Here is a 19,429-nt window from a genome sequence, read left to right on the forward strand (position 1 = left end):
ACAAAACAAGCGGTCTATTTAACCGCTTGTTTTGCTTTTAGGGAATGATAATTTACTACTTGTTTTTTATTAAGAAAAGAATTGTATCAACATAGCGTTTGATAAATTCATCGGTAGAGCTCACATCGGAAAACCCTTCTGGGTTAATTTTATATTGCCCATTGATGAAGAATGCAGGTACGCCCCGTACTTTAAATTCTTCGGCGACTTGTTTTTGTTTATTTACTAAGCCATTGACAACAAAGCTATTTATTCCGCCATCAAATTGTTCTGCAGTAATACCGTTTTCAAGGAATATAGTGCGAATATCGTCCATTGATTTTATAGCATTATTTTGTGCATTTTGGAACAGAGGCATTCTCACATTTTCTTCTTTACCTAATACCATTGCTAATGCCCAAGCACGAGTTAATTCTTCTGATTGACCACCTAAAAAATCAACGTGATACTCTTTAAGTACGGCATCTTTCGGTAAACCTTGCTGAATTTTTTGTGGAATTTTATAGGTAGTATTAAATTCATAACAGTGTGGGCAGTAGAATGAAAAGAGTTCGATGACTTCTTTTTGTGCGGTTGGTTCAGGTCTTACTTGTTCATACTCTTTACCTGCTTTGAATTCTTGTGCAGTAACTTGCTGATTAAACATAAAAAGTGCAGATAGCATAATAAAAGTGGTTTTAATTGCGAATTTTTTCATTAGATAATTTTCCTTAATTAAGATAAAACGAGATAAAGATTGGACAACATAAAACGTTGAAAATTCCATGTGAGTATAGTTAGCAGAGCAAGCCTATATTTAGGGCGTTATTCTACAAGAAAGCATTTGGAAAAAACTAGCTGAAATCATATACTTTCAACAAACTTTTGCAATATAAGGAAAATAGATGAGTGTTTCTGCAGTGATTTTATCGGGTGGTTTAGCACGCCGTTTTGGCGGTAAGGAAAAAGGATTACAACAATTAAATGGTAAGCCAATTATTAGCCATATTTTGGATCGCCTTACATTGCAAGTAAGTGACATTTATCTAAATATTAACCGCTCAGAGGCATTGTATCAGCAATTATACCCTGAAATACCGAAATATTCTGATAATCTTGAAGGGTTTCAGGGAGCGTTAAGTGGAATGTTGTCTGGGTTTCAGCGTATTGAAAGTGAATATCTGCTGTTTGTTCCTTGCGATTGCCCTTTTCCTCCGAAAAATCTATTACAAAAGTTAAGCACATCATTACGGATCAATCAAGTCAATATCGCCTATGCTCACGATGGTGAGCAAGCTCACCCGACTTTTGCGTTGTTACATCGAACGGTCGAAGCAGATTTAATGGCTTACCTTGCTCAAGGCGAACGCCGTTTGTTACATTTTTTCCAAACACAGCGAAGTGTTGCGGTGGATTTCTCGGAACAATCACAGGCATTTCAGAATTTTAATACAGAAGAAGCGTTAGCAAGCGGTCAATTTCGCTCGTCTTTTTGTTCTGTGCCGTTACTTGCAATAACGGGGCATAGTGGCACAGGTAAAACAACTTTATTGGAAAAAATAATTCCCCAATTATTACAAAAAGGGGTGCGAGTTGGAGTCATTAAGCATTCCCATCATAATGTGGAAGTAGATAAAGAGGGTAAAGATAGCCATCGTTTGCGTTTATCGGGAGCTAATCCAACAATGATTGTGTGTGATCAACGTTGGGCATTGATGAATGAAACGCAAACTCCCGCAGAATTTGCGGAACTTGTGGCAAAATTTGATAATAACGAAGTCGATTTAGTATTAGTTGAAGGTTTTAAGCAGGAAACGTTACCCAAAATTCAGTTGCATCGCCAGGCGTTAGCAAATCAAGGTAAGCCGTTACCTGAATTAGATTCATTTACGATTGCAACGGCAACAGATTATTCACTTGAACGTGAAAATCATCTGAATATCAATGATATAGAACAGATTTCTGAGTTTATTTGCAAATTTTTAGTAAAACAGACCGCTTGTAACTAGATTATTATTTATCGTCTAAAAAGCGTAATGGTTGGTGACATTTTTTGCATAGATACTGTCTGTTATGACGCAAAATCGCATTATGGCGGCGAATTGATAGCAGATGTGTCTGGCAATCGCAGGTGTAGCTAAATTGCTTCCCTTGTACATTGCGGGTATCAAAACAGTGATAAGTTTCAGCTGGGACATTCAGTACTTGTTCCATCACCATTTTCCATTCTTTGCCGTGAGGTTGTACTCGTCCATATTGCTGATAAACCAGTAAATGGGCTAATTCGTGAGGAATAACTTGCTGAATGAATGATTGCCCGTTTTCTTCCAATAATACGGGATTTAGACGAATTTCATTTTGTTGCAGGTAAGCAACTCCAGCTTTTAGCCCCTTTATTGCATAACTGACCTCAGGTAAGGGAAAATCTTTACCAAAATAGTGGTTTGCTTTTTCAAGATCCCTCTTCAACTGGCGATGTACCTGCATTTTTAATTGACGCAGTTGGCTCATTGGCAGTCCATTGGTTGCCATTTTTTGTCATAACAGATGTAAAGTTCGTTATGGCTTGCATTCAAATGAACATTTCTTAATTGTGGGTTAAATTTTTTCATCCATTGGAAAAGCTCTTTACGGCTAAGTTCACTACCTGGTAAGTTTAAGCTATCAAATAATTCTTTTTGTTTAGCAAAATAATCTTCAGCAGTGTCGAATGCACACGCACCGTGTTTTTCCCATTCCCCTTGTAATAAACCAGCTCCCGGGGAGTTCGCCATATATTTTTTGATTGTTATTTCAGACACAGGAGGAAGATCGCCTTGGCAAAAACGAGGGTGATCTTCAACTCTATTTGCTTTGGCATTTTGTGGCCATAAGCCGTGAATGACCCAACCAAATTTAGCTGCTTGGTTACACTGAAATTGTAGATTTTGCGGAATTTTTCCGTTATTTCGCTGTTTTTGTGATTCACAAAAACTTGGTGACCAAGAAAGCGAAAGCATATAGTAATCAATAGGCGCAGTACTATTTTGCCCAAATTTATCATTTGATAAACTCGTATCGTAATTACCTAAATGATCAGGAAGCTGTACAGAAGGCATTTGCTGAGTTTGTTGTGAAACTTGGGGTGTTTTATGTTCTTTTTCATCATTTTTTAACCAAGTAATGGCAGCGGCAATACAAATTAAAGCGAGGCTAACTAATTGATTTAATCTGCGATAAGCAGGCTTTTTAGTATTTTTCATTATAGGAAAGTCGAGTTGCCAAAAATGGTTACTATACCGAAATTTATTTGGCTTGCAAGTGGTTAGAAATGACAAAACTTTGCAAATACACGGCAAAGTGTTATGGTTAGTTTTAGGTCTATACTTTTATATTTTTTTATTTATGAGGATTTTTTAATGACGATTTATAGTGATAATTCAGAAACTATCGGTAATACACCGCTCGTGCGGTTAAAGCATTTTGGGCAAAATGGCAATGTACTGGCTAAAATTGAATCACGTAATCCAAGTTTTAGTGTGAAGTGCCGTATTGGTGCAAATATGGTTTGGCAGGCAGAGAAAGATGGTATTTTAAATAAGAGCAAAGAAATTCTTGACGCAACGAGTGGGAATACAGGGATTGCTTTAGCTTATGTTGCAGCAGCTCGAGGGTATAAATTAACGCTCACAATGCCAGAAACAATGAGTATTGAACGTCGCCGTTTATTGCGTGGACTGGGCGTAACTCTTGTGCTAACGGAAGGCGTGAAAGGAATGAAAGGGGCGATGGCAAAAGCTGAAGAAATTTTTGCAAGTGATCCAAATCGTTATGTAATGCTCAAACAGTTTGAAAATCCAGCCAATCCTGCTATTCACGAGCAAACCACAGGTCCTGAAATTTGGCAAGCAACTAAGGGTGAAATTGATGTTTTAGTTGCTGGTGTGGGAACTGGCGGAACAATTACGGGAGTTAGCCGTTTTATTAAACAGCAGAAAGGTAAGCAGATTATTAGTGTTGCGGTAGAGCCAGCAGAGTCGCCAGTGATTACGCAGACATTAAAAGGTGAAGAAATTAAACTATCACCTCATAAAATTCAAGGAATTGGAGCAGGGTTTATTCCACAAAATTTAGATCTTAATTTAATTGATCGAGTAGAATTGGTTGATAGTGAAACAGCGATTAAAACTACACGCCGTTTAATGGCAGAAGAGGGGATTCTTGCAGGTATTTCATCGGGAGCTGCTGTGGCAGTGGCGGATCGTCTTGCAAAATTACCTGAATTTGCAGACAAACTTATTGTCGTTATTTTGCCGTCCGCATCAGAGCGTTACTTGAGTACCGCATTGTTTGATGGTATTGAGGCTTAATTGTAAAACAAGCGGTCAGTTATCAAAGAAATTTGCAAATTTCCGCAATAACTGACCGCTTTATTTACTTGTAATAATAGCTAAGGAGTGTTTGCTCAGTTAGCCAATCAGACCTTCCATTGCAAAATTCACGAAAAATCCACCTACTACTAACCATACACAAACTAAAGCGCCAAGTAAAAGTGGCTTAACACCTGCTTGTTTAATTGCACTAACACGAGTAGTTAAACCAAGCCCTGTCATTGCCATAATCAATAGCATAGTATCAATATGCACTAACCAATGGACGATTTCTTGTGGAATTAAGTTGAAAGAGTTGAAAATCGCAACACCAACGAACAGTACGGCAAACCAAGGAATATTAATTTTCCCGCCTTGCTCGCCACTCTCTTTTTGTAATGAGTAAGAAAGTACAACTAAGAATGGAGCAAGCATCATTACACGAATCATTTTACTAATCACAGCAGTATCTGCAACAACAGGGTTAATATTACTCCCTGCAGCATAAACTTGTGCAACTTCGTGAACGGTTGAGCCGATATAAATACCGAACTGATGTTCACTCATATAGTTACTTAAAAATGGGTAAATCGCAGGGTAGAGGAACATACAAATCGTTCCGAAAATAACAATTAGAGCGACAGCAACTGACACTTTATGCGATTCTGCTTTCATCACAGGTGAGGTTGCCATAATAGCAGCTGCACCACAGATACTACAACCTGATGCGGTTAATTGGACGATCTGTCTATCAATTTTTAATAGACGCACACCAAGCCACATTGTGATGAAGAAGGTGGTGATGAGCATAATGGCATCGCTTGCAACAGCATTTACACCAACAGAACTGATATCTTGTAATGTGATACGAAAGCCGTATAGCACAATACCCGCTCTTAATAAGAATGCTTTTGAAAAATTAATACCTTCAATGGTTTGTTTTTCAATTTTAGGATAAACGGTATTTCCAAGTAGCATACCAAATAAAATTGAAATCGTTAAAGCACTTAGATTAAGATTTTTAGCGATATCAGTTTCTGCAATTACCCAAGAAATTGCGGCTAAGATAGCAACAATAATAATACCTGAGAGTTTATTCTTGTTCATATAATCCCTTAAAAATAGGCATAACAAGAGTATGCCTTCACTGTAAATATGAGTGATTCAAAAATTAGAAACGGTAAGCCGCACTTGCACCAAAGGTATTACCATTGATATTAGTATTATCTTGTTTTGTTCGGGTTCTTAAATATTCAGCTCCTAACTCAACATTAGATGAAACCGCATATTTTACCCCTGCACCAAAACCAAAACCGCTATTTGTTTCTGAAATAGAGGATTTGCTTGAGAAATTCTCACGTGAAATTTGTTTATCTGATTTGAATTTAGTAAAGGTATAGCCTACTTTTACATAAGGAAGTAAATCAGGCAACACACGGTAACCTTGTAAATAACTGATACTGCCACGGAATTTTTCAGACGCGTGAGATTTAACTTCTTCGCTTGATTTATCCTCAAGTTTTGAACTATTAAGTTTTACTTTACCTTCAACTAAACCAACGAGATTGTTGCCATAGTCCATACCATAATCAACAATTAAACCTACACCAGTTGCACGTTTTGAGTCTTTATATTTAGTCGTGGTAAGTTCAACACCTGTACCAAATCCTGTAAAGGTTTCACCAACGGGTGCAGCTAAAACTGCTGTTGAAGATAATCCAAGTAAAGTAATAATTGCTAATTTTTTCATCATAAATTCCTAGTAATAAAAAAGGGCTTCAGTTTACTCGTTGAAGCCCGTTTAGACAAGGTAAAAAATTAGGAGATCTTACCGCTTGCTTGTATTTTTTTGACGAGCAGAAGCAGTCTTGTTCGTTGATTTTTTACGTTTAGTTTTCTTGGCTGGAGTGGCAGCAACTTCTTTAAATATCGGCTGATTTTTTCGGCTTTTTTGTTTAGTTCTAGCGGTTTTCCCCGCTGTTCTTGGTTTTCGTAGGTTAGTAATAAGTGTAAAATCAATTTTCTTATCATCTAAATTTACGCCGATGACTCGTACTTTAACAGGGTCGCCTAAACGATAAATAATGCCATTGTTTTCCCCAACTAAACGTTGGCGAGCATTATCGTAGTGATAATAGCCATTTTCTAAGGTAGAAATATGAACTAAGCCATCAATCAATAATTCATTTAGTTTTACAAAGAGCCCGAAACCTGTAACGCTTGAAATTACCCCATCAAATTCTTCACCAATATGATCTTGCATATATTCACATTTCAGCCAATCCGCGACTTCACGGGTAGCATCATCGGCTCGGCGTTCTGTCATTGAACATTTTTCGCCAAATTGATCCATATCATCTAATTTATAGTGATAACCACCACCTGCGGTATAGTGGCGAGTATTGCCTTTTTGTTGTTCAATTAAGTATTTAATTGAACGGTGTAGTAGTAAGTCGGGGTAACGGCGAATAGGTGAAGTAAAATGGGCATATTCCGTAAGAGCCAGACCAAAATGTCCTTCATTGTCAGGAGTGTAAACAGCCTGTTTTAATGAACGTAGTAGCATTGTTTGAATTAATTCACGATCAGGACGATCTTGCACAGTTTTGAGTAACTTAGCGTAATCTTTTGGTGTAGGCTTTAATCCACCGTCTAAAAATAGCCCACATTCTTTGAGGAATGTACGGAAATTAGTGAGTTTTTCTTCACTTGGCAGAGCGTGAATGCGGTATAAGCTTGGTTCGCTTGATTTTTCAATAAAGCGAGCCGCCGCAATATTAGCTAAAATCATACACTCTTCAATAAGTTTATGTGCGTCATTACGAATAATAGGCTCAATGCGTTCAATACGTCCTTGAGGATTGAAAATAAATTGATTTTCAACGGTTTCAAATTCAATGGCTCCTCGCTGTTTACGGGCCTTCACTAATACGTGGAACATTTGATATAGTTGTTCTAAGTGGGGAACGAGCGGGGCATAGCGTTCACGCAAGGTTTCATCTCCAGATAGTATTTTCCAGACATTTGTATAGGTTAAACGGGCGTGAGAATTCATCACTGCTTCGTAGAATTTGTAATCAGTAAGTAAGCCAGAATCTGAAATGCGCATTTCAGCGACTAAACAGAGGCGGTCAACTTGTGGATTGAGTGAACATAACCCATTTGAAAGCACTTCAGGTAACATTGGAATAACACGATTAGGGAAGTAGACTGAATTACCTCGTAATTGTGCTTCAATATCAATCGCCGTTTTAGGGCGAACATAATAGCTTACATCAGCAATCGCTACCCATAACCGCCAGCCATTTTCTTCACGTTGGCAGAAAACTGCATCGTCAAAATCACGAGCACTTTCTCCATCAATGGTTACAAGCGGTAAGTTGCGTAAGTCAATTCGCCCAAGTTTGGCATCTTCAGGGACTTCTTCGCTAAATTGGCGAGCTTGCTTCTCGACACCCTCACTCCATAAATATGGGATTTCGTGATTACGCAAGGCGATCTCAATTTCCATACCGGGGGCAAGATTTTCACCAAGAATTTCGGTAATAAATCCAACTGGTTGTTTGAAATCAGCTTTGCGAGGTTGGAGTTCAACTACTACAACTTGCCCCATTCTTGCTCCTAATCGTTGAGCTTCGGGGATTAAAATATCTTGGTTGATACGGCTATCATCTGGTACAACGTAGTTAATTCCAGAGTTTGTGAAGAAACGACCAACAATTTGTTTTTTGTTTGCTTCTAGCACACGTACGATGCGGATTTCTTTACGTCCACGGCGATCTGTGCCGTTAGGTTGTGCTAGTACATAATCACCGTGCATAACTCGTAACATTTGCCCGTTAGGAATAAACCAGTCATCATCACCTTCGACTTGTAAAAAGCCGTAGCCATCACGATGCCCTATAACTATTCCTTTTAGCAAGTCCATTTTTTCAGGCAGTGCATAGCGTTGGCGTTTAGTGAATACAAGCTGACCGTCATTTTCCATTGCCCGTAAACGGCGACGAATAGCTTCTTGGCGTTCTTCATCTTCAATTTGGAATGTAGCAAGTAGCTCGGCTTTACTCATTGGTGCATCGTAATCACGAATAGTTTGTAAAATAAATTCTCGGCTTGGGACAGGATTTTGATATTTTTCTTGTTCTTGTTGATAATTTGGATCTTGTATCATATTTTTTATTTGAATTTCTCTTTGAGATTAAGTATAAGTTATTGTTTATAATGAATAAAAGTAAATTTAGAATGGATTTTTACGGATTGGAATGCGTGAACTAAACTGACTAATTAAAATCTATTTTATAGGTGATTGGCTTAAATAGTAAGCACAAGCGGTTAGATATTACCACATTTTTGTAAAATGCGTAAAAAAATTATCAGATATTATCACTAGAAATCTAGACGTCTAGATTGTGATTTTGTTTTCCTTTGTTTAGAATAGTAACAATTTTTTATTTTTTAAGGGGCTAAAAATGGCAGAGTGGAACGGGGAATATATTAACCCTTATGCAGAGCACGGGAAAAAAAGTGAGCAAGTGAAAAAAATTACGGTGTCAATTCCAATTAAAGTATTGGAAATACTAACTAATGAGCGTACTCGCCGTCAAATTCGTAATTTACGCCACGCTACAAACAGTGAATTATTATGTGAAGCTTTTTTACATGCTTTTACAGGGCAGCCTTTGCCAACAGATGAAGAATTAGCAAAAGATCGTTACGAAGATCATCGCACAGAAACAGAATAAAAGGTGAGCCATAAAGTGTGGAAAAGCAACCTTTGGGAGATATATGGATCAATCTAAGCAGTTACTGCGGGAAGTCCGCTGGGCGTTATGGCTTACCCTATGTTATTTAGTAGGGTGGGGAGGTTTTGCTTATTTTTCTCCAACGGGAAGAGGGATTTTAGGTTTTCCAATTTGGTTTGAATGTGCCTGTATTTATCTGCCTATTCTTTTTATTTTTTTGGTAATCATCGTGCTTAAATTAGTTTATAAAGAGATTAAGTTAGAGGAGTAATACAATGAATATGCTGATATTACTACCTCTGATTATGTATCTTTTTTTCGTATTTGGCGTAGCATTTTATGCCTATCGTCAGAGAACAAGCGGTCATTTTCTTACGGATTATTACGTTGGTGGTCGTTCGATGTCAGGCTTTGTACTAGCAATGACAATGGCGGCAACTTACGTTGGAGCAAGTAGCTTTATCGGTGGGCCAGGTGCTGCTTATAAATACGGTTTGGGCTGGGTATTATTAGCGATGATTCAAGTGCCAGCAGTGATTCTATCTCTAGGTGTGTTAGGGAAAAAATTCGCTATTCTTGCTCGCCAAAATAATAGCCTGACAATTAATGATATGTTACTTGCCCGCTATAAAAGCCCTGTGATTGTTTGGTTATCTAGTTTTGCAATTTTACTCTCATTTTTAGCGATGATGCTGGTGCAATTTATTGGTGCAGGGCGTTTGCTTGAAACAACATTGGGGATTTCTTATGAAATGTCCTTGTTCATTTTTGCCTTAACGGTGGGGGCATATACTTTTTTTGGCGGATTTCGTGCTGTGGTATTAACTGATGCCATTCAAGGGTTGGTGATGATGATTGGAACGCTCTTATTATTAGGTGGCGTGATCTATTTTGCTGGGGGCATTGAACCGATTATCAATAAGTTAGAAATGATTAACCCGCAATTAATTACGCCTTATGGCATTGATGAACGCCCGTTAGATTTTACGTTTATGCTGTCGTTTTGGGTATTAGTATGCTTTGGTTTGATGGGGCTACCACAATTAGCAATGCGAAGTATGGCGTATAAAAATAGCAAAGCATTGCATCAAGCAATGATTATTGGCACCGTGGTAGTTTCTATTTTGATGCTGGGAATGCACTTAGCAGGAGCGTTAGGGCGAGCATTATTGCCTGATTTAACGGTAGTTGATCAGGTTATTCCAACTCTAATGTTAAAGGTGCTTCCGCCAGTCGTTGTCGGGATCTTTTTGGCCGCTCCTATGGCGGCAATTATGTCATCAATTGATTCAATGTTAATTCAAGCATCTTCGACAATTATTAAAGATCTTTATTTGGCATTTCGTCCTACAGCCATTGAAAATGAGCCTAGGCTAAAAATTTTCTCAACATTAACGACCCTTGGACTTACAATAATTGTTTTTCTCTTGGCGTTTAATCCTCCTGATATGTTGATCTGGTTAAATTTATTATCATTAGGTGGTTTGGAAGCAACTTTTCTATGGGTAATCGTTCTTGGTTTATATTGGCAAAAAGCGAATGCAACGGGGGCGATATTTTCAATGATGATAGGGCTGGGAAGTTATATGCTAATGGCTGGATTACAAATAAAACTTTTTAATTTTCATAGCATTGTACCGAGCTTATTCTTTGGGTTAATTGCATTTGGGATTGGAAATTTGTTGGGAAAACGCAGATTATTAAGTGCGAATGTTTAATTTAAAAAGATAATAAACACGGTGGTTCTCAATGTACAAAAGATTAAAAACCGACCGCTTGTTATTAGATTTATGTTAATTTACATTTTCTCTTCAATCAGTTTCACCAATAATTTGATGTGATTTGCTGTGGCATTTAATGCAGGAATATAGCGGTAACTTTCTCCGCCTGAATGTTCAAAATATTCCCGATTTTCTTCTGCAATTTCTTCAATCGTTTCTAAGCAGTCAGCAGAGAAGCCGGGGCATACAACGGCAACATTTTTCACATTTTTTTCAGGAAAACCTTTTAAGGTTTCATCTGTGTAAGGTTGTAACCATTCTTCATCGCCAAAACGAGATTGGAATGCCAGTGTCCACTGTGCTTCTGTTAAGCCTAGTTTTTGAGCGATAAGTTCAGCTGTCGCACGACAATGATTGGCGTAGAAATCGCCTTCTTGTTCATAACGTTTTGGAATACCGTGAAATGAAAATAGGAGATGTTCTCCTTCTGCAAGGCTTATACTGCTAGCGACCGCTTGTATATAAAGAGGATGATCATGATAATTATGAATAAATTCAAAAGGTACAATTTTCTTCTGATTCGTTAATCCACGAGCAAAGGCATCAAATACTGAAGCTGTTGTCGTTGAGCTATATTGGGGATAAAGAGGCAGTACAATAATTTTTTCTACCCCTTGTTTAATTAAGCGAGCAACCCCATCTTCAATGCTAGGATTACCGTAGCTCATTCCTAGCTCAACAATAATATTTTTCCCTTTTGCTGAGAAATAAGTTTGTACTGCTTTTTGTTGTTGGCGTGAAATTGCAAGTAGCGGAGACCCTTCATTTGTCCAAATTGATTTATACGCTTCGGCAACTTTTGGTGAGCGTTTAGGTAGTACCATAAAATTTAGGATAGGAAGCCATTTTAAACGAGGGAGATCAATAACTCGAGGATCACTGAGAAACTGACGAAGATAACGTTTTACTGCGGGAGTGGTAGGTTCATCGGGTGTGCCGAGATTAGCAAGTAGTACCCCTATTTTTAATTGGTTCATAGGTATTTCCTAATTTATGAAATTTAGATGAGAGTATTATAGATAATTTCTATTAGATGGGCTATTTGTATTGGATTGAGATAAAGGAAAATTGCAGAATTGCAGAAATAGCCCCTCTTTTATGAGAGCTTGACAGCGTTATAAATAATATTATAGAATTCCCCGTCCTTTCGTCTAATCATATCAATGATATACCTTAGATAAAAGGAATTTTATCAATTATTAATTTAAACTGGAGCTTAATTAATGGCAACTATCAACCAGCTAGTACGCAAACCGCGTGTGAAAAAGGTTGTAAAAAGCAACGTTCCTGCATTAGAGGCTTGCCCGCAGAAACGTGGTGTATGTACTCGTGTATATACTACAACTCCTAAAAAACCAAACTCAGCATTACGTAAAGTATGTCGTATTCGTTTAACGAATGGTTTTGAGGTTACTTCTTATATCGGTGGTGAAGGTCATAACCTTCAAGAACACAGTGTTGTATTAATTCGTGGTGGTCGTGTTAAAGACTTACCAGGTGTACGTTATCACACTGTACGCGGTGCATTAGACTGTGCAGGCGTTAAAGATCGTAAACAAGGTCGTTCGAAATACGGCGTTAAACGTCCTAAATCTTAATGGAACTCCGTTAAGTAAGGCCAAACGTCTAAATTTTAATATTTAAACCATAAACTCCAGTCTAATCAGTGCATTGCACATATAGTTTCAATAATATGAAACTTTGTTAAGATGAGTTTTGGATATCCTGAAGATTTTATAATACGGAGAACTCCCAATGCCACGTCGTCGTAGTGTTGAACAACGCAAGATTCTTCCAGATCCGAAGTTCGGTTCAGAATTACTTGCAAAATTTATTAATGTTTTAATGGTAGATGGTAAAAAATCTGTCGCAGAATCAATCGTGTATAGTGCTTTAGAAACACTTTCACAACGTACAGGTAAAGAAGCATTAGATGCTTTTGATGCCGCTCTTGAAAATGTACGTCCAACTGTTGAAGTTAAATCTCGCCGTGTTGGTGGTTCAACTTACCAAGTACCAGTTGAAGTTCGTCCAACTCGTCGTAATGCTCTTGCAATGCGTTGGATTATTGAAGCAGCACGCAAACGTGGTGATAAATCAATGGCATTGCGTTTAGCAAATGAATTATCAGATGCGTCTGACAACAAAGGCTCAGCAGTGAAGAAACGTGAAGACGTTCACCGTATGGCTGAAGCTAACAAAGCATTTGCTCACTTCCGTTGGTAATAAGCTTTTGACTTTGATAGGCTTCATCTCTTCTGTGATGAAGCCTATTATGTATATAAATTTCCAAATAAGGTAATAATAATGGCTCGTGTAACTCCTATTGAGCGCTATCGTAATATTGGTATTAGTGCTCATATTGACGCAGGTAAAACAACTACCTCAGAGCGTATTCTATTCTATACAGGTGTAAGCCACAAAATTGGTGAAGTGCATGATGGTGCAGCAACAATGGACTGGATGGAACAAGAACAAGAGCGTGGTATTACTATCACGTCAGCAGCAACCACTGCATTCTGGTCTGGTATGTCTCAGCAGTATCCACAGCACCGTATCAACGTAATCGATACTCCAGGACACGTTGACTTTACAATCGAAGTAGAGCGTTCAATGCGTGTTCTTGATGGTGCAGTAATGGTTTACTGTGCTGTTGGTGGTGTACAACCACAATCTGAAACTGTATGGCGTCAAGCAAATAAATATGAAGTACCACGTATTGCATTTGTAAATAAAATGGACCGTACAGGTGCAAACTTTTTACGTGTAGTTGAACAAATTAAAACTCGCTTAGGCGGTAACGCAGTTCCTCTTCAACTTCCGATTGGTTCTGAAGAAAACTTCAAAGGTGTTATTGATCTTATCAAAATGAAAGCGATCAACTGGAATGAAGCTGATCAAGGTATGACATTCACTTACGAAGATGTTCCAGCGGAAATGCTTGAAGAATGTGAAGAATGGCGTAATAACTTAGTTGAAGCTGCAGCTGAAGCATCAGAAGAATTAATGGAAAAATTCTTTGCTGGCGAAGAACTAACTGAAGAAGAAATTAAAACAGCATTGCGTCAGCGTGTATTAGCGGGTGAAGTTATTCCTGTATGTTGTGGTTCTGCCTTTAAGAACAAAGGTGTTCAAGCAATGCTTGATGCAGTAATTGATTTCTTACCAGCACCAACTGATGTTCCGGCAATTGAAGGCATTAATTTAGATGATACTGTAGGTGAGCGTCATCCTAGTGATGATGAACCATTCTCATCATTAGCGTTTAAAATTGCGACAGACCCATTCGTTGGTAATTTAACGTTCTTCCGTGTTTATTCTGGTGTTATCAATTCAGGTGATACTGTAATGAACTCAGTGAAACAAAAGCGTGAGCGTTTTGGTCGTATCGTACAGATGCACGCAAATAAACGTGAAGAGATTAAAGAAGTTCGTGCAGGCGATATTGCAGCGGCAATCGGTTTAAAAGATGTTGCAACAGGTGATACATTGTGTGCTTTAGATGCACCAATTATTCTTGAGCGTATGGAATTCCCTGAGCCAGTAATTTCTGTTGCTGTTGAACCTAAAACAAAAGCAGACCAAGAAAAAATGGGTCTTGCACTAGGACGTTTAGCACAAGAAGACCCTTCATTCCGTGTACATACTGATGAAGAATCAGGTGAAACTATCATTTCAGGTATGGGTGAGTTGCACTTAGATATTATCGTTGACCGTATGAAACGTGAGTTCAAAGTGGAAGCGAATATCGGTAAACCACAAGTATCTTACCGTGAAACGATTCGTACAGCGGTTAAAGATGTAGAAGGTAAACACGCAAAACAATCAGGTGGTCGTGGTCAGTATGGTCATGTTGTGATTGACTTATATCCATTAGATCCTGAAGGTCCTGGTTATGAATTTGTGAATGAAATCAAAGGTGGTGTAATTCCTGGCGAATATATCCCAGCTGTTGATAAAGGTATTCAAGAACAGCTTAAATCAGGCCCTCTTGCAGGTTATCCAGTAGTAGATTTAGGTGTACGTTTGCATTTTGGTTCATACCATGATGTTGACTCATCAGAATTAGCGTTTAAACTTGCTGCATCATTGGCATTTAAATCAGCGTTTAGCAAAGCAAACCCTGTTTTACTTGAACCTATTATGAAAGTAGAAGTTGAAACTCCGCCAGATTATGTTGGAGATGTAATTGGTGATTTAAGCCGCCGTCGTGCAATGGTAAGCGGTCAGGAAGCAAACGAATTTGTTGTTAAAATCAATGCGGAAGTTCCACTCTCAGAAATGTTTGGTTATGCAACAGACTTACGTTCGCAGACTCAAGGTCGTGCATCATACTCAATGGAACCGTTAAAATATGCTGAAGCACCAGCAAGTGTTGCAGCAGCAGTTATTGAAGCTCGTAAAAAATAGTTATCAAACTCCGTAGTGTGTTTTGCGCTACGGATCTTAATATAGGAAACATTAGCAATGTCTAAAGAAAAATTTGAACGTACAAAACCGCACGTAAACGTGGGTACAATTGGCCACGTTGACCACGGTAAAACAACTTTAACCGCAGCAATTACTAGCGTATTAGCAAAACACTATGGTGGTGCAGCACGTGCATTTGACCAAATCGATAATGCGCCAGAAGAAAAAGCACGTGGTATTACTATCAATACTTCACACGTTGAATATGATACACCAACCCGTCACTATGCACACGTTGACTGCCCAGGACACGCGGACTATGTAAAAAATATGATTACAGGTGCGGCACAAATGGATGGTGCAATCTTAGTAGTTGCAGCAACTGATGGTCCAATGCCACAAACTCGTGAACACATCTTATTAGGTCGCCAAGTAGGTGTTCCTTACATCATCGTATTCTTAAACAAATGCGATATGGTAGATGATGAAGAGTTATTAGAATTAGTTGAAATGGAAGTTCGTGAACTTCTTTCACAATATGACTTCCCAGGTGATGATACACCAATCGTACGTGGTTCAGCATTACAAGCATTAAATGGCGTAGCTGAATGGGAAGAAAAAATCTTAGAATTAGCAAGCCACTTAGATTCATATATTCCAGAGCCAGAGCGTGCAATCGACAAACCATTCCTATTACCAATTGAAGATGTATTCTCAATTTCAGGTCGTGGTACAGTAGTAACAGGTCGTGTTGAGCGTGGTATTATCCGTACAGGTGAAGAAGTTGAAATCGTTGGTATCAAAGATACAACGAAAACAACGGTAACAGGCGTTGAAATGTTCCGTAAATTACTTGACGAAGGTCGTGCAGGTGAGAACGTAGGTGCATTATTACGTGGTACAAAACGTGAAGAAATCGAACGTGGCCAAGTATTAGCGAAACCAGGTTCAATCACACCACATACTGATTTTGAATCAGAAGTGTATGTATTATCAAAAGAAGAAGGTGGTCGTCATACTCCATTCTTCAAAGGTTACCGTCCACAGTTCTACTTCCGTACAACAGACGTGACAGGTACGATTGAATTGCCAGAAGGTGTTGAGATGGTAATGCCAGGCGATAACATCAAAATGGTAGTAAGCTTAATTCACCCAATCGCAATGGACGAAGGTTTACGTTTTGCGATTCGTGAAGGTGGCCGTACAGTAGGTGCAGGCGTAGTAGCGAAAATCATCAAATAATTAAATTAGATTATTGATAATTTACTAATAATTAAAAAGGCGTATCGAAAGATACGCCTTTTGTTTTTCTTTTTTATAAATAAAAAATAAACCTATACTTTCATAACTACTTCAATAATATAGGCATTTTGCAAATTTATTTGCTATTTAACCGCTTGTTTATGTTTTTGATGCTTTCTATGAATTCGCCATAGCATTCTTGAATCTAAATTTGATGATGAGATCATTGTAAAGAAAACGGCTGATCCAAAATAAAAGGCAGCTTCTCCAACTGAAAAGCTAATAATTTGTCCTCTTTCAACAAGAGACATCATTAGGGCTAGTACAAATAGATCGAGCATTGACCAGCGTCCAACAAAATGTACATAATGAAGTAATTTCATTTGCCAATGAATTGAGTGATTCCAGCGGAAATGGATAGCCAGTAATAAGTATAAGATCACTGCAACTTTGCTAAAAGGCACAGCAATGCTTGCGATAAAAACAATAGCTGCGATTGCGTAGCTTCCCATTGAAATAAATAAAAATACACCACCAATAAGGGAATCAGCTGATGTTGAGCCAGCAAATTCTGTAGTTGAAATAGGCAATGTATTGGCAGGAATCATCATAATAACCCCAGCAACTAATGTAGCCCATACTCGTTGTAATTTGATTTTATCGGGAATATCTAAATTAGTTTCACAACGAGGGCAACGTTGTTGTCCTTTTTCATCTATAATTTTTTCATTAAAGGTATAATCACAGGTAGGACATAGCGTGGCAGAAATCGCATTATTTGGTGATAGAGAATGATATTCAGGATAAAAATTGTTCCATAATTGTTTTATATTGATTTTTGTAAATAATAAAATGGTTAAAATGGTCGTGAGAATAAAAGGCAATAGATAAATATCAAATGATAAAGGGGCATATTCTCTGACTTTAAAAGCAGCAACAGCTAATGCAACAAGATAGACATCGAGCATTACCCATTGTTTGGCTTTTGCTAGTAAAAGTAGGGTATATCGTGGCCGGTAGTTTATCCATTTTTGAATTTGTAACATAATCACTAGTAAAGCAAATACAAAGGGCATAATGACGGAACAAAATAGAATCATAAATGCCGTATAGGCAAAGCCAGCAGTTGCCATTTTCCATACCCCTCCCCATACAGAGGCATAAATAGGTACGCCTAGTAAATCAATATTCATCAATGGTAAGAATAATGCAAAAGGTAAGAGTAATAAAATCGAAAATGCGATAATTGAACAGCGATGTAGTCCCCAGCGATTTCCTGATTGTAGTACTTCGTGGCAATTAGGACAACAAGCGGTTTGATTTGGTAGGTTTTTTGCAATTTCAACAACCGTATCGCACTCAAAACAGCGTTGTAAGTAATTTTCTTCTCTTTCCATTTCTATTTAGCTATTCCTAATAATTTGGATACGGGAGCAAAACTTTTTCGGTGATAGGGCGTTACTCCGAATTGCATTAATTTTTCAAAATGTAGTTTAGTCGGATAGCCTTTGTGTTTAGCAAAATGATATTCGGGATAAAGTTTATCTAGCTCAATCATTTCAAGATCTCGGGCTACTTTTGCTAAAATAGAGGCGGCACTAATTTCAGCAACTAAACTGTCTCCTTTAATTACTGCTTGAGCAGGCATTGGTAATGTTGGGGTACGGTTGCCATCTACCAAGACAAAATCAGGTTGAATTGAAAGGCTTGCTACTGCACGTTGCATTGCTAACATTGTGGCGTGAAGAATATTTAATTCATCAATTTCTTCAGGTTCAGCTCGTCCTAAAGACCAACTTAGTGCTTTTTCCTTAATTTCTTCGGCTAATATAATCCTGCGTTTTTCCGATAATTTCTTGGAATCAGCTAGCCCTTCAATCGGGTTTCTAGGATCAAGAATAACGGCTGCCGTTACCACTGCTCCCACTAATGGTCCACGGCCAACTTCATCAACTCCTGCGATATATTGTACGTTTGGATAAATAAATTGCATTATTCTTCATCCAAGTTATATGGAAGGGCTACTTTTTTGATTGCAATATTCCCTACTCGAAATTCATTCTCTACCTCAATTTCTTTATTCATTACTACTTGTAACCAAAGTTGATTATTTTCTACTACACGGCTTAAGATTAGCCCAGTTGATTTCCAATTATCGCCAAATTTTACTTCTATCGGACGAGAAATTTCTGGAATATCATCGATACCCAATTCTCCTTGGAAAGTAAACATTGCACGTTTATTTGCACCACGATATTTCGCTCGTGCTATTGTTTCTTGCCCAATATAACACCCTTTAGTAAATGAAATAGCTTGCTCAATTTTTTGTAAATTAACCGCTTGTGGAATAAGCTCAAATTGATTGATAGCGTGTAGAATTGGAATACCATTTTGTATGTCAATCAAATCCCATTCTTTACCATTATGATTGGCTTTAAGAGATGTATTACCCCAAATTAGATAACGAGTTGGTGAGCCGCCTATCTGACAAGCGGTAAGTTTATCGCTAAATTTTGCAATGAGCTCACCGCTTGTTGTGCCAAAAATAGGCATATCTAATTCAGTAAATGTAATTTTGGAGAACACAGCATATTTGCGTAGTTGCATTAATGCTTCAGGTAATAATTCTTGGCGAATAATAATGAAAAAATGCTCTGTTTGATGGCGATATAAGCGGAACAACGCACTGATTTTACCTTTTGGATCACAGTGGCAGGTAAGAGTTTGATGTCCAATATCCAATTTAGCGACATCACAAGTTAATTGCCCTTGTAGGTATTTTTCTGTATCAGCACCAGTTACTTCAATTAAATGATATTGTTCAAGTTTAGTGCATATTTCTGATTGATATTCACTCATTTAGATCCTTATTTTTCATCTAAAAAATATGTAAGGATAATACAATGAATTGGGGAATTTATAAATG

Annotated in this window: 18 protein-coding genes and 1 pseudogene; 9 read left to right on the plus strand and 10 right to left on the minus strand. The window is 38.0% G+C overall.

The window, feature by feature from the left end:
- Positions 1 to 55 precede the first annotated feature (55 nt).
- Positions 56 to 697 (minus strand): thiol:disulfide interchange protein DsbA, encoded by a 642-nt coding sequence (gene dsbA / locus A6B43_RS05430; RefSeq protein WP_124211785.1) that lies wholly within the window; start codon positions 695 to 697, stop codon positions 56 to 58.
- 187 nt (positions 698 to 884) lie between these two features.
- Between dsbA and mobA the strand changes: the two genes are divergently transcribed.
- Entirely contained in the window at positions 885 to 1,988 is a 1,104-nt protein-coding gene (gene mobA, locus A6B43_RS05435) for a molybdenum cofactor guanylyltransferase MobA (protein ID WP_124211784.1), read from the plus strand.
- Between the two features lie 4 nt (positions 1,989 to 1,992).
- On the opposite strand, the gene A6B43_RS05440 is transcribed toward mobA, so the two are convergent.
- Positions 1,993 to 2,490, minus strand: coding sequence for a SprT family zinc-dependent metalloprotease (locus A6B43_RS05440; RefSeq protein WP_124211801.1), 498 nt, complete (start codon positions 2,488 to 2,490; stop codon positions 1,993 to 1,995).
- A complete protein-coding gene (locus A6B43_RS05445; RefSeq protein WP_124211783.1) occupies positions 2,487 to 3,221 on the minus strand; it encodes a ribonuclease T2 family protein in 735 nt (244 codons plus the stop codon). Before A6B43_RS05445 ends, A6B43_RS05440 begins: the two co-directional genes overlap by 4 nt.
- A gap of 156 nt (positions 3,222 to 3,377) precedes the next feature.
- On the opposite strand from A6B43_RS05445, the gene cysK reads away from it, so the two are divergent.
- Complete coding sequence (gene cysK, locus A6B43_RS05450) at positions 3,378 to 4,328, plus strand: cysteine synthase A (RefSeq protein WP_124211782.1); 951 nt, start codon at positions 3,378 to 3,380, stop codon at positions 4,326 to 4,328.
- Positions 4,329 to 4,427: 99 nt separating this feature from the next.
- On the opposite strand, the gene A6B43_RS05455 is transcribed toward cysK, so the two are convergent.
- The 3 genes from A6B43_RS05455 to rnr all read right to left on the minus strand — a co-directional run bounded on the left by A6B43_RS05455 (position 4,428) and on the right by rnr (position 8,499).
- Positions 4,428 to 5,435 carry a YeiH family putative sulfate export transporter gene (locus A6B43_RS05455; RefSeq protein WP_124211781.1) on the minus strand — a complete coding sequence of 336 codons (1,008 nt, stop codon included), beginning with the start codon at positions 5,433 to 5,435 and terminating at the stop codon, positions 4,428 to 4,430.
- Between the two features lie 64 nt (positions 5,436 to 5,499).
- Positions 5,500 to 6,078: a porin family protein gene (locus tag A6B43_RS05460; protein ID WP_124211800.1), complete on the minus strand. Its 579-nt coding sequence runs from the start codon at positions 6,076 to 6,078 to the stop codon at positions 5,500 to 5,502.
- A gap of 78 nt (positions 6,079 to 6,156) precedes the next feature.
- Positions 6,157 to 8,499: a ribonuclease R gene (gene rnr / locus A6B43_RS05465; RefSeq protein ID WP_124211780.1), complete on the minus strand. Its 2,343-nt coding sequence runs from the start codon at positions 8,497 to 8,499 to the stop codon at positions 6,157 to 6,159.
- 298 nt (positions 8,500 to 8,797) lie between these two features.
- Between rnr and metJ the strand changes: the two are divergent.
- The 3 genes and pseudogenes from metJ to panF all read left to right on the plus strand — a co-directional run.
- A pseudogene (metJ, locus tag A6B43_RS05470) lies at positions 8,798 to 9,049 on the plus strand (met regulon transcriptional regulator MetJ); the annotation flags it as partial.
- 64 nt (positions 9,050 to 9,113) lie between these two features.
- Positions 9,114 to 9,341: a YhdT family protein gene (locus A6B43_RS05475; protein WP_124211778.1), complete on the plus strand. Its 228-nt coding sequence runs from the start codon at positions 9,114 to 9,116 to the stop codon at positions 9,339 to 9,341.
- A 4-nt stretch (positions 9,342 to 9,345) separates the two neighbouring features.
- Positions 9,346 to 10,788 carry a sodium/pantothenate symporter gene (panF, locus tag A6B43_RS05480; RefSeq protein WP_124211777.1) on the plus strand — a complete coding sequence of 481 codons (1,443 nt, stop codon included), beginning with the start codon at positions 9,346 to 9,348 and terminating at the stop codon, positions 10,786 to 10,788.
- A gap of 80 nt (positions 10,789 to 10,868) precedes the next feature.
- Here panF and hemH read toward each other — a convergent pair whose 3' ends face one another.
- Entirely contained in the window at positions 10,869 to 11,828 is a 960-nt protein-coding gene (hemH, locus tag A6B43_RS05485) for a ferrochelatase (RefSeq protein ID WP_124211776.1), read from the minus strand.
- Between the two features lie 246 nt (positions 11,829 to 12,074).
- Between hemH and rpsL the strand changes: the two genes are divergently transcribed.
- From rpsL to tuf, 4 genes are all read left to right on the plus strand, one after another.
- Entirely contained in the window at positions 12,075 to 12,449 is a 375-nt protein-coding gene (rpsL, locus tag A6B43_RS05490; RefSeq protein ID WP_005708967.1) for a 30S ribosomal protein S12, read from the plus strand.
- Positions 12,450 to 12,606: 157 nt separating this feature from the next.
- Positions 12,607 to 13,077: a 30S ribosomal protein S7 gene (gene rpsG, locus A6B43_RS05495; protein WP_124211775.1), complete on the plus strand. Its 471-nt coding sequence runs from the start codon at positions 12,607 to 12,609 to the stop codon at positions 13,075 to 13,077.
- 81 nt (positions 13,078 to 13,158) lie between these two features.
- Positions 13,159 to 15,261 carry an elongation factor G gene (gene fusA, locus A6B43_RS05500; RefSeq protein ID WP_124211774.1) on the plus strand — a complete coding sequence of 701 codons (2,103 nt, stop codon included), beginning with the start codon at positions 13,159 to 13,161 and terminating at the stop codon, positions 15,259 to 15,261.
- Positions 15,262 to 15,318: 57 nt separating this feature from the next.
- Positions 15,319 to 16,503: an elongation factor Tu gene (tuf, locus tag A6B43_RS05505; RefSeq protein ID WP_176672521.1), complete on the plus strand. Its 1,185-nt coding sequence runs from the start codon at positions 15,319 to 15,321 to the stop codon at positions 16,501 to 16,503.
- Positions 16,504 to 16,646: 143 nt separating this feature from the next.
- Here the strand turns inward: tuf and A6B43_RS05510 are convergent, their stop codons facing one another.
- Genes A6B43_RS05510 through ygfZ form a run of 3 tightly spaced genes read right to left on the minus strand, consistent with a single transcriptional unit; the run spans position 16,647 to position 19,362 of the window.
- A complete protein-coding gene (locus A6B43_RS05510; protein WP_124211268.1) occupies positions 16,647 to 17,900 on the minus strand; it encodes a paraquat-inducible protein A in 1,254 nt (417 codons plus the stop codon).
- Between the two features lie 2 nt (positions 17,901 to 17,902).
- Positions 17,903 to 18,496: a ribonuclease HII gene (rnhB, locus tag A6B43_RS05515; RefSeq protein WP_124211267.1), complete on the minus strand. Its 594-nt coding sequence runs from the start codon at positions 18,494 to 18,496 to the stop codon at positions 17,903 to 17,905.
- A complete protein-coding gene (gene ygfZ, locus A6B43_RS05520) occupies positions 18,496 to 19,362 on the minus strand; it encodes a CAF17-like 4Fe-4S cluster assembly/insertion protein YgfZ (RefSeq protein ID WP_124211266.1) in 867 nt (288 codons plus the stop codon). Before ygfZ ends, rnhB begins: the two co-directional genes overlap by 1 nt.
- Positions 19,363 to 19,429: the final 67 nt, after the last annotated feature.

Origin of the sequence: Vespertiliibacter pulmonis (assembly GCF_013377275.1) — a bacterium.
Lineage (GTDB): Bacteria > Pseudomonadota > Gammaproteobacteria > Enterobacterales > Pasteurellaceae > Vespertiliibacter > Vespertiliibacter pulmonis.

Bases quoted from the DNA above. Each gene is read 5' to 3' on its own strand.
- A6B43_RS05440 (WP_124211801.1), bottom strand. From the start codon at position 2,490: ATGAGCCAACTGCGTCAATTAAAAATGCAGGTACATCGCCAGTTGAAG.
- A6B43_RS05445 (WP_124211783.1), bottom strand. From the start codon at position 3,221: ATGAAAAATACTAAAAAGCCTGCTTATCGCAGATTAAATCAATTAGTT.
- mobA (WP_124211784.1), top strand. From the start codon at position 885: ATGAGTGTTTCTGCAGTGATTTTATCGGGTGGTTTAGCACGCCGTTTT.
- dsbA (WP_124211785.1), bottom strand. From the start codon at position 697: ATGAAAAAATTCGCAATTAAAACCACTTTTATTATGCTATCTGCACTT.
- A6B43_RS05510 (WP_124211268.1), bottom strand. From the start codon at position 17,900: ATGGAAAGAGAAGAAAATTACTTACAACGCTGTTTTGAGTGCGATACG.
- rnhB (WP_124211267.1), bottom strand. From the start codon at position 18,496: ATGCAATTTATTTATCCAAACGTACAATATATCGCAGGAGTTGATGAA.
- ygfZ (WP_124211266.1), bottom strand. From the start codon at position 19,362: ATGAGTGAATATCAATCAGAAATATGCACTAAACTTGAACAATATCAT.
- A6B43_RS05460 (WP_124211800.1), bottom strand. From the start codon at position 6,078: ATGAAAAAATTAGCAATTATTACTTTACTTGGATTATCTTCAACAGCA.
- cysK (WP_124211782.1), top strand. From the start codon at position 3,378: ATGACGATTTATAGTGATAATTCAGAAACTATCGGTAATACACCGCTC.
- panF (WP_124211777.1), top strand. From the start codon at position 9,346: ATGAATATGCTGATATTACTACCTCTGATTATGTATCTTTTTTTCGTA.
- A6B43_RS05455 (WP_124211781.1), bottom strand. From the start codon at position 5,435: ATGAACAAGAATAAACTCTCAGGTATTATTATTGTTGCTATCTTAGCC.
- A6B43_RS05475 (WP_124211778.1), top strand. From the start codon at position 9,114: ATGGATCAATCTAAGCAGTTACTGCGGGAAGTCCGCTGGGCGTTATGG.
- rpsL (WP_005708967.1), top strand. From the start codon at position 12,075: ATGGCAACTATCAACCAGCTAGTACGCAAACCGCGTGTGAAAAAGGTT.
- fusA (WP_124211774.1), top strand. From the start codon at position 13,159: ATGGCTCGTGTAACTCCTATTGAGCGCTATCGTAATATTGGTATTAGT.
- rpsG (WP_124211775.1), top strand. From the start codon at position 12,607: ATGCCACGTCGTCGTAGTGTTGAACAACGCAAGATTCTTCCAGATCCG.
- tuf (WP_176672521.1), top strand. From the start codon at position 15,319: ATGTCTAAAGAAAAATTTGAACGTACAAAACCGCACGTAAACGTGGGT.
- hemH (WP_124211776.1), bottom strand. From the start codon at position 11,828: ATGAACCAATTAAAAATAGGGGTACTACTTGCTAATCTCGGCACACCC.
- rnr (WP_124211780.1), bottom strand. From the start codon at position 8,499: ATGATACAAGATCCAAATTATCAACAAGAACAAGAAAAATATCAAAAT.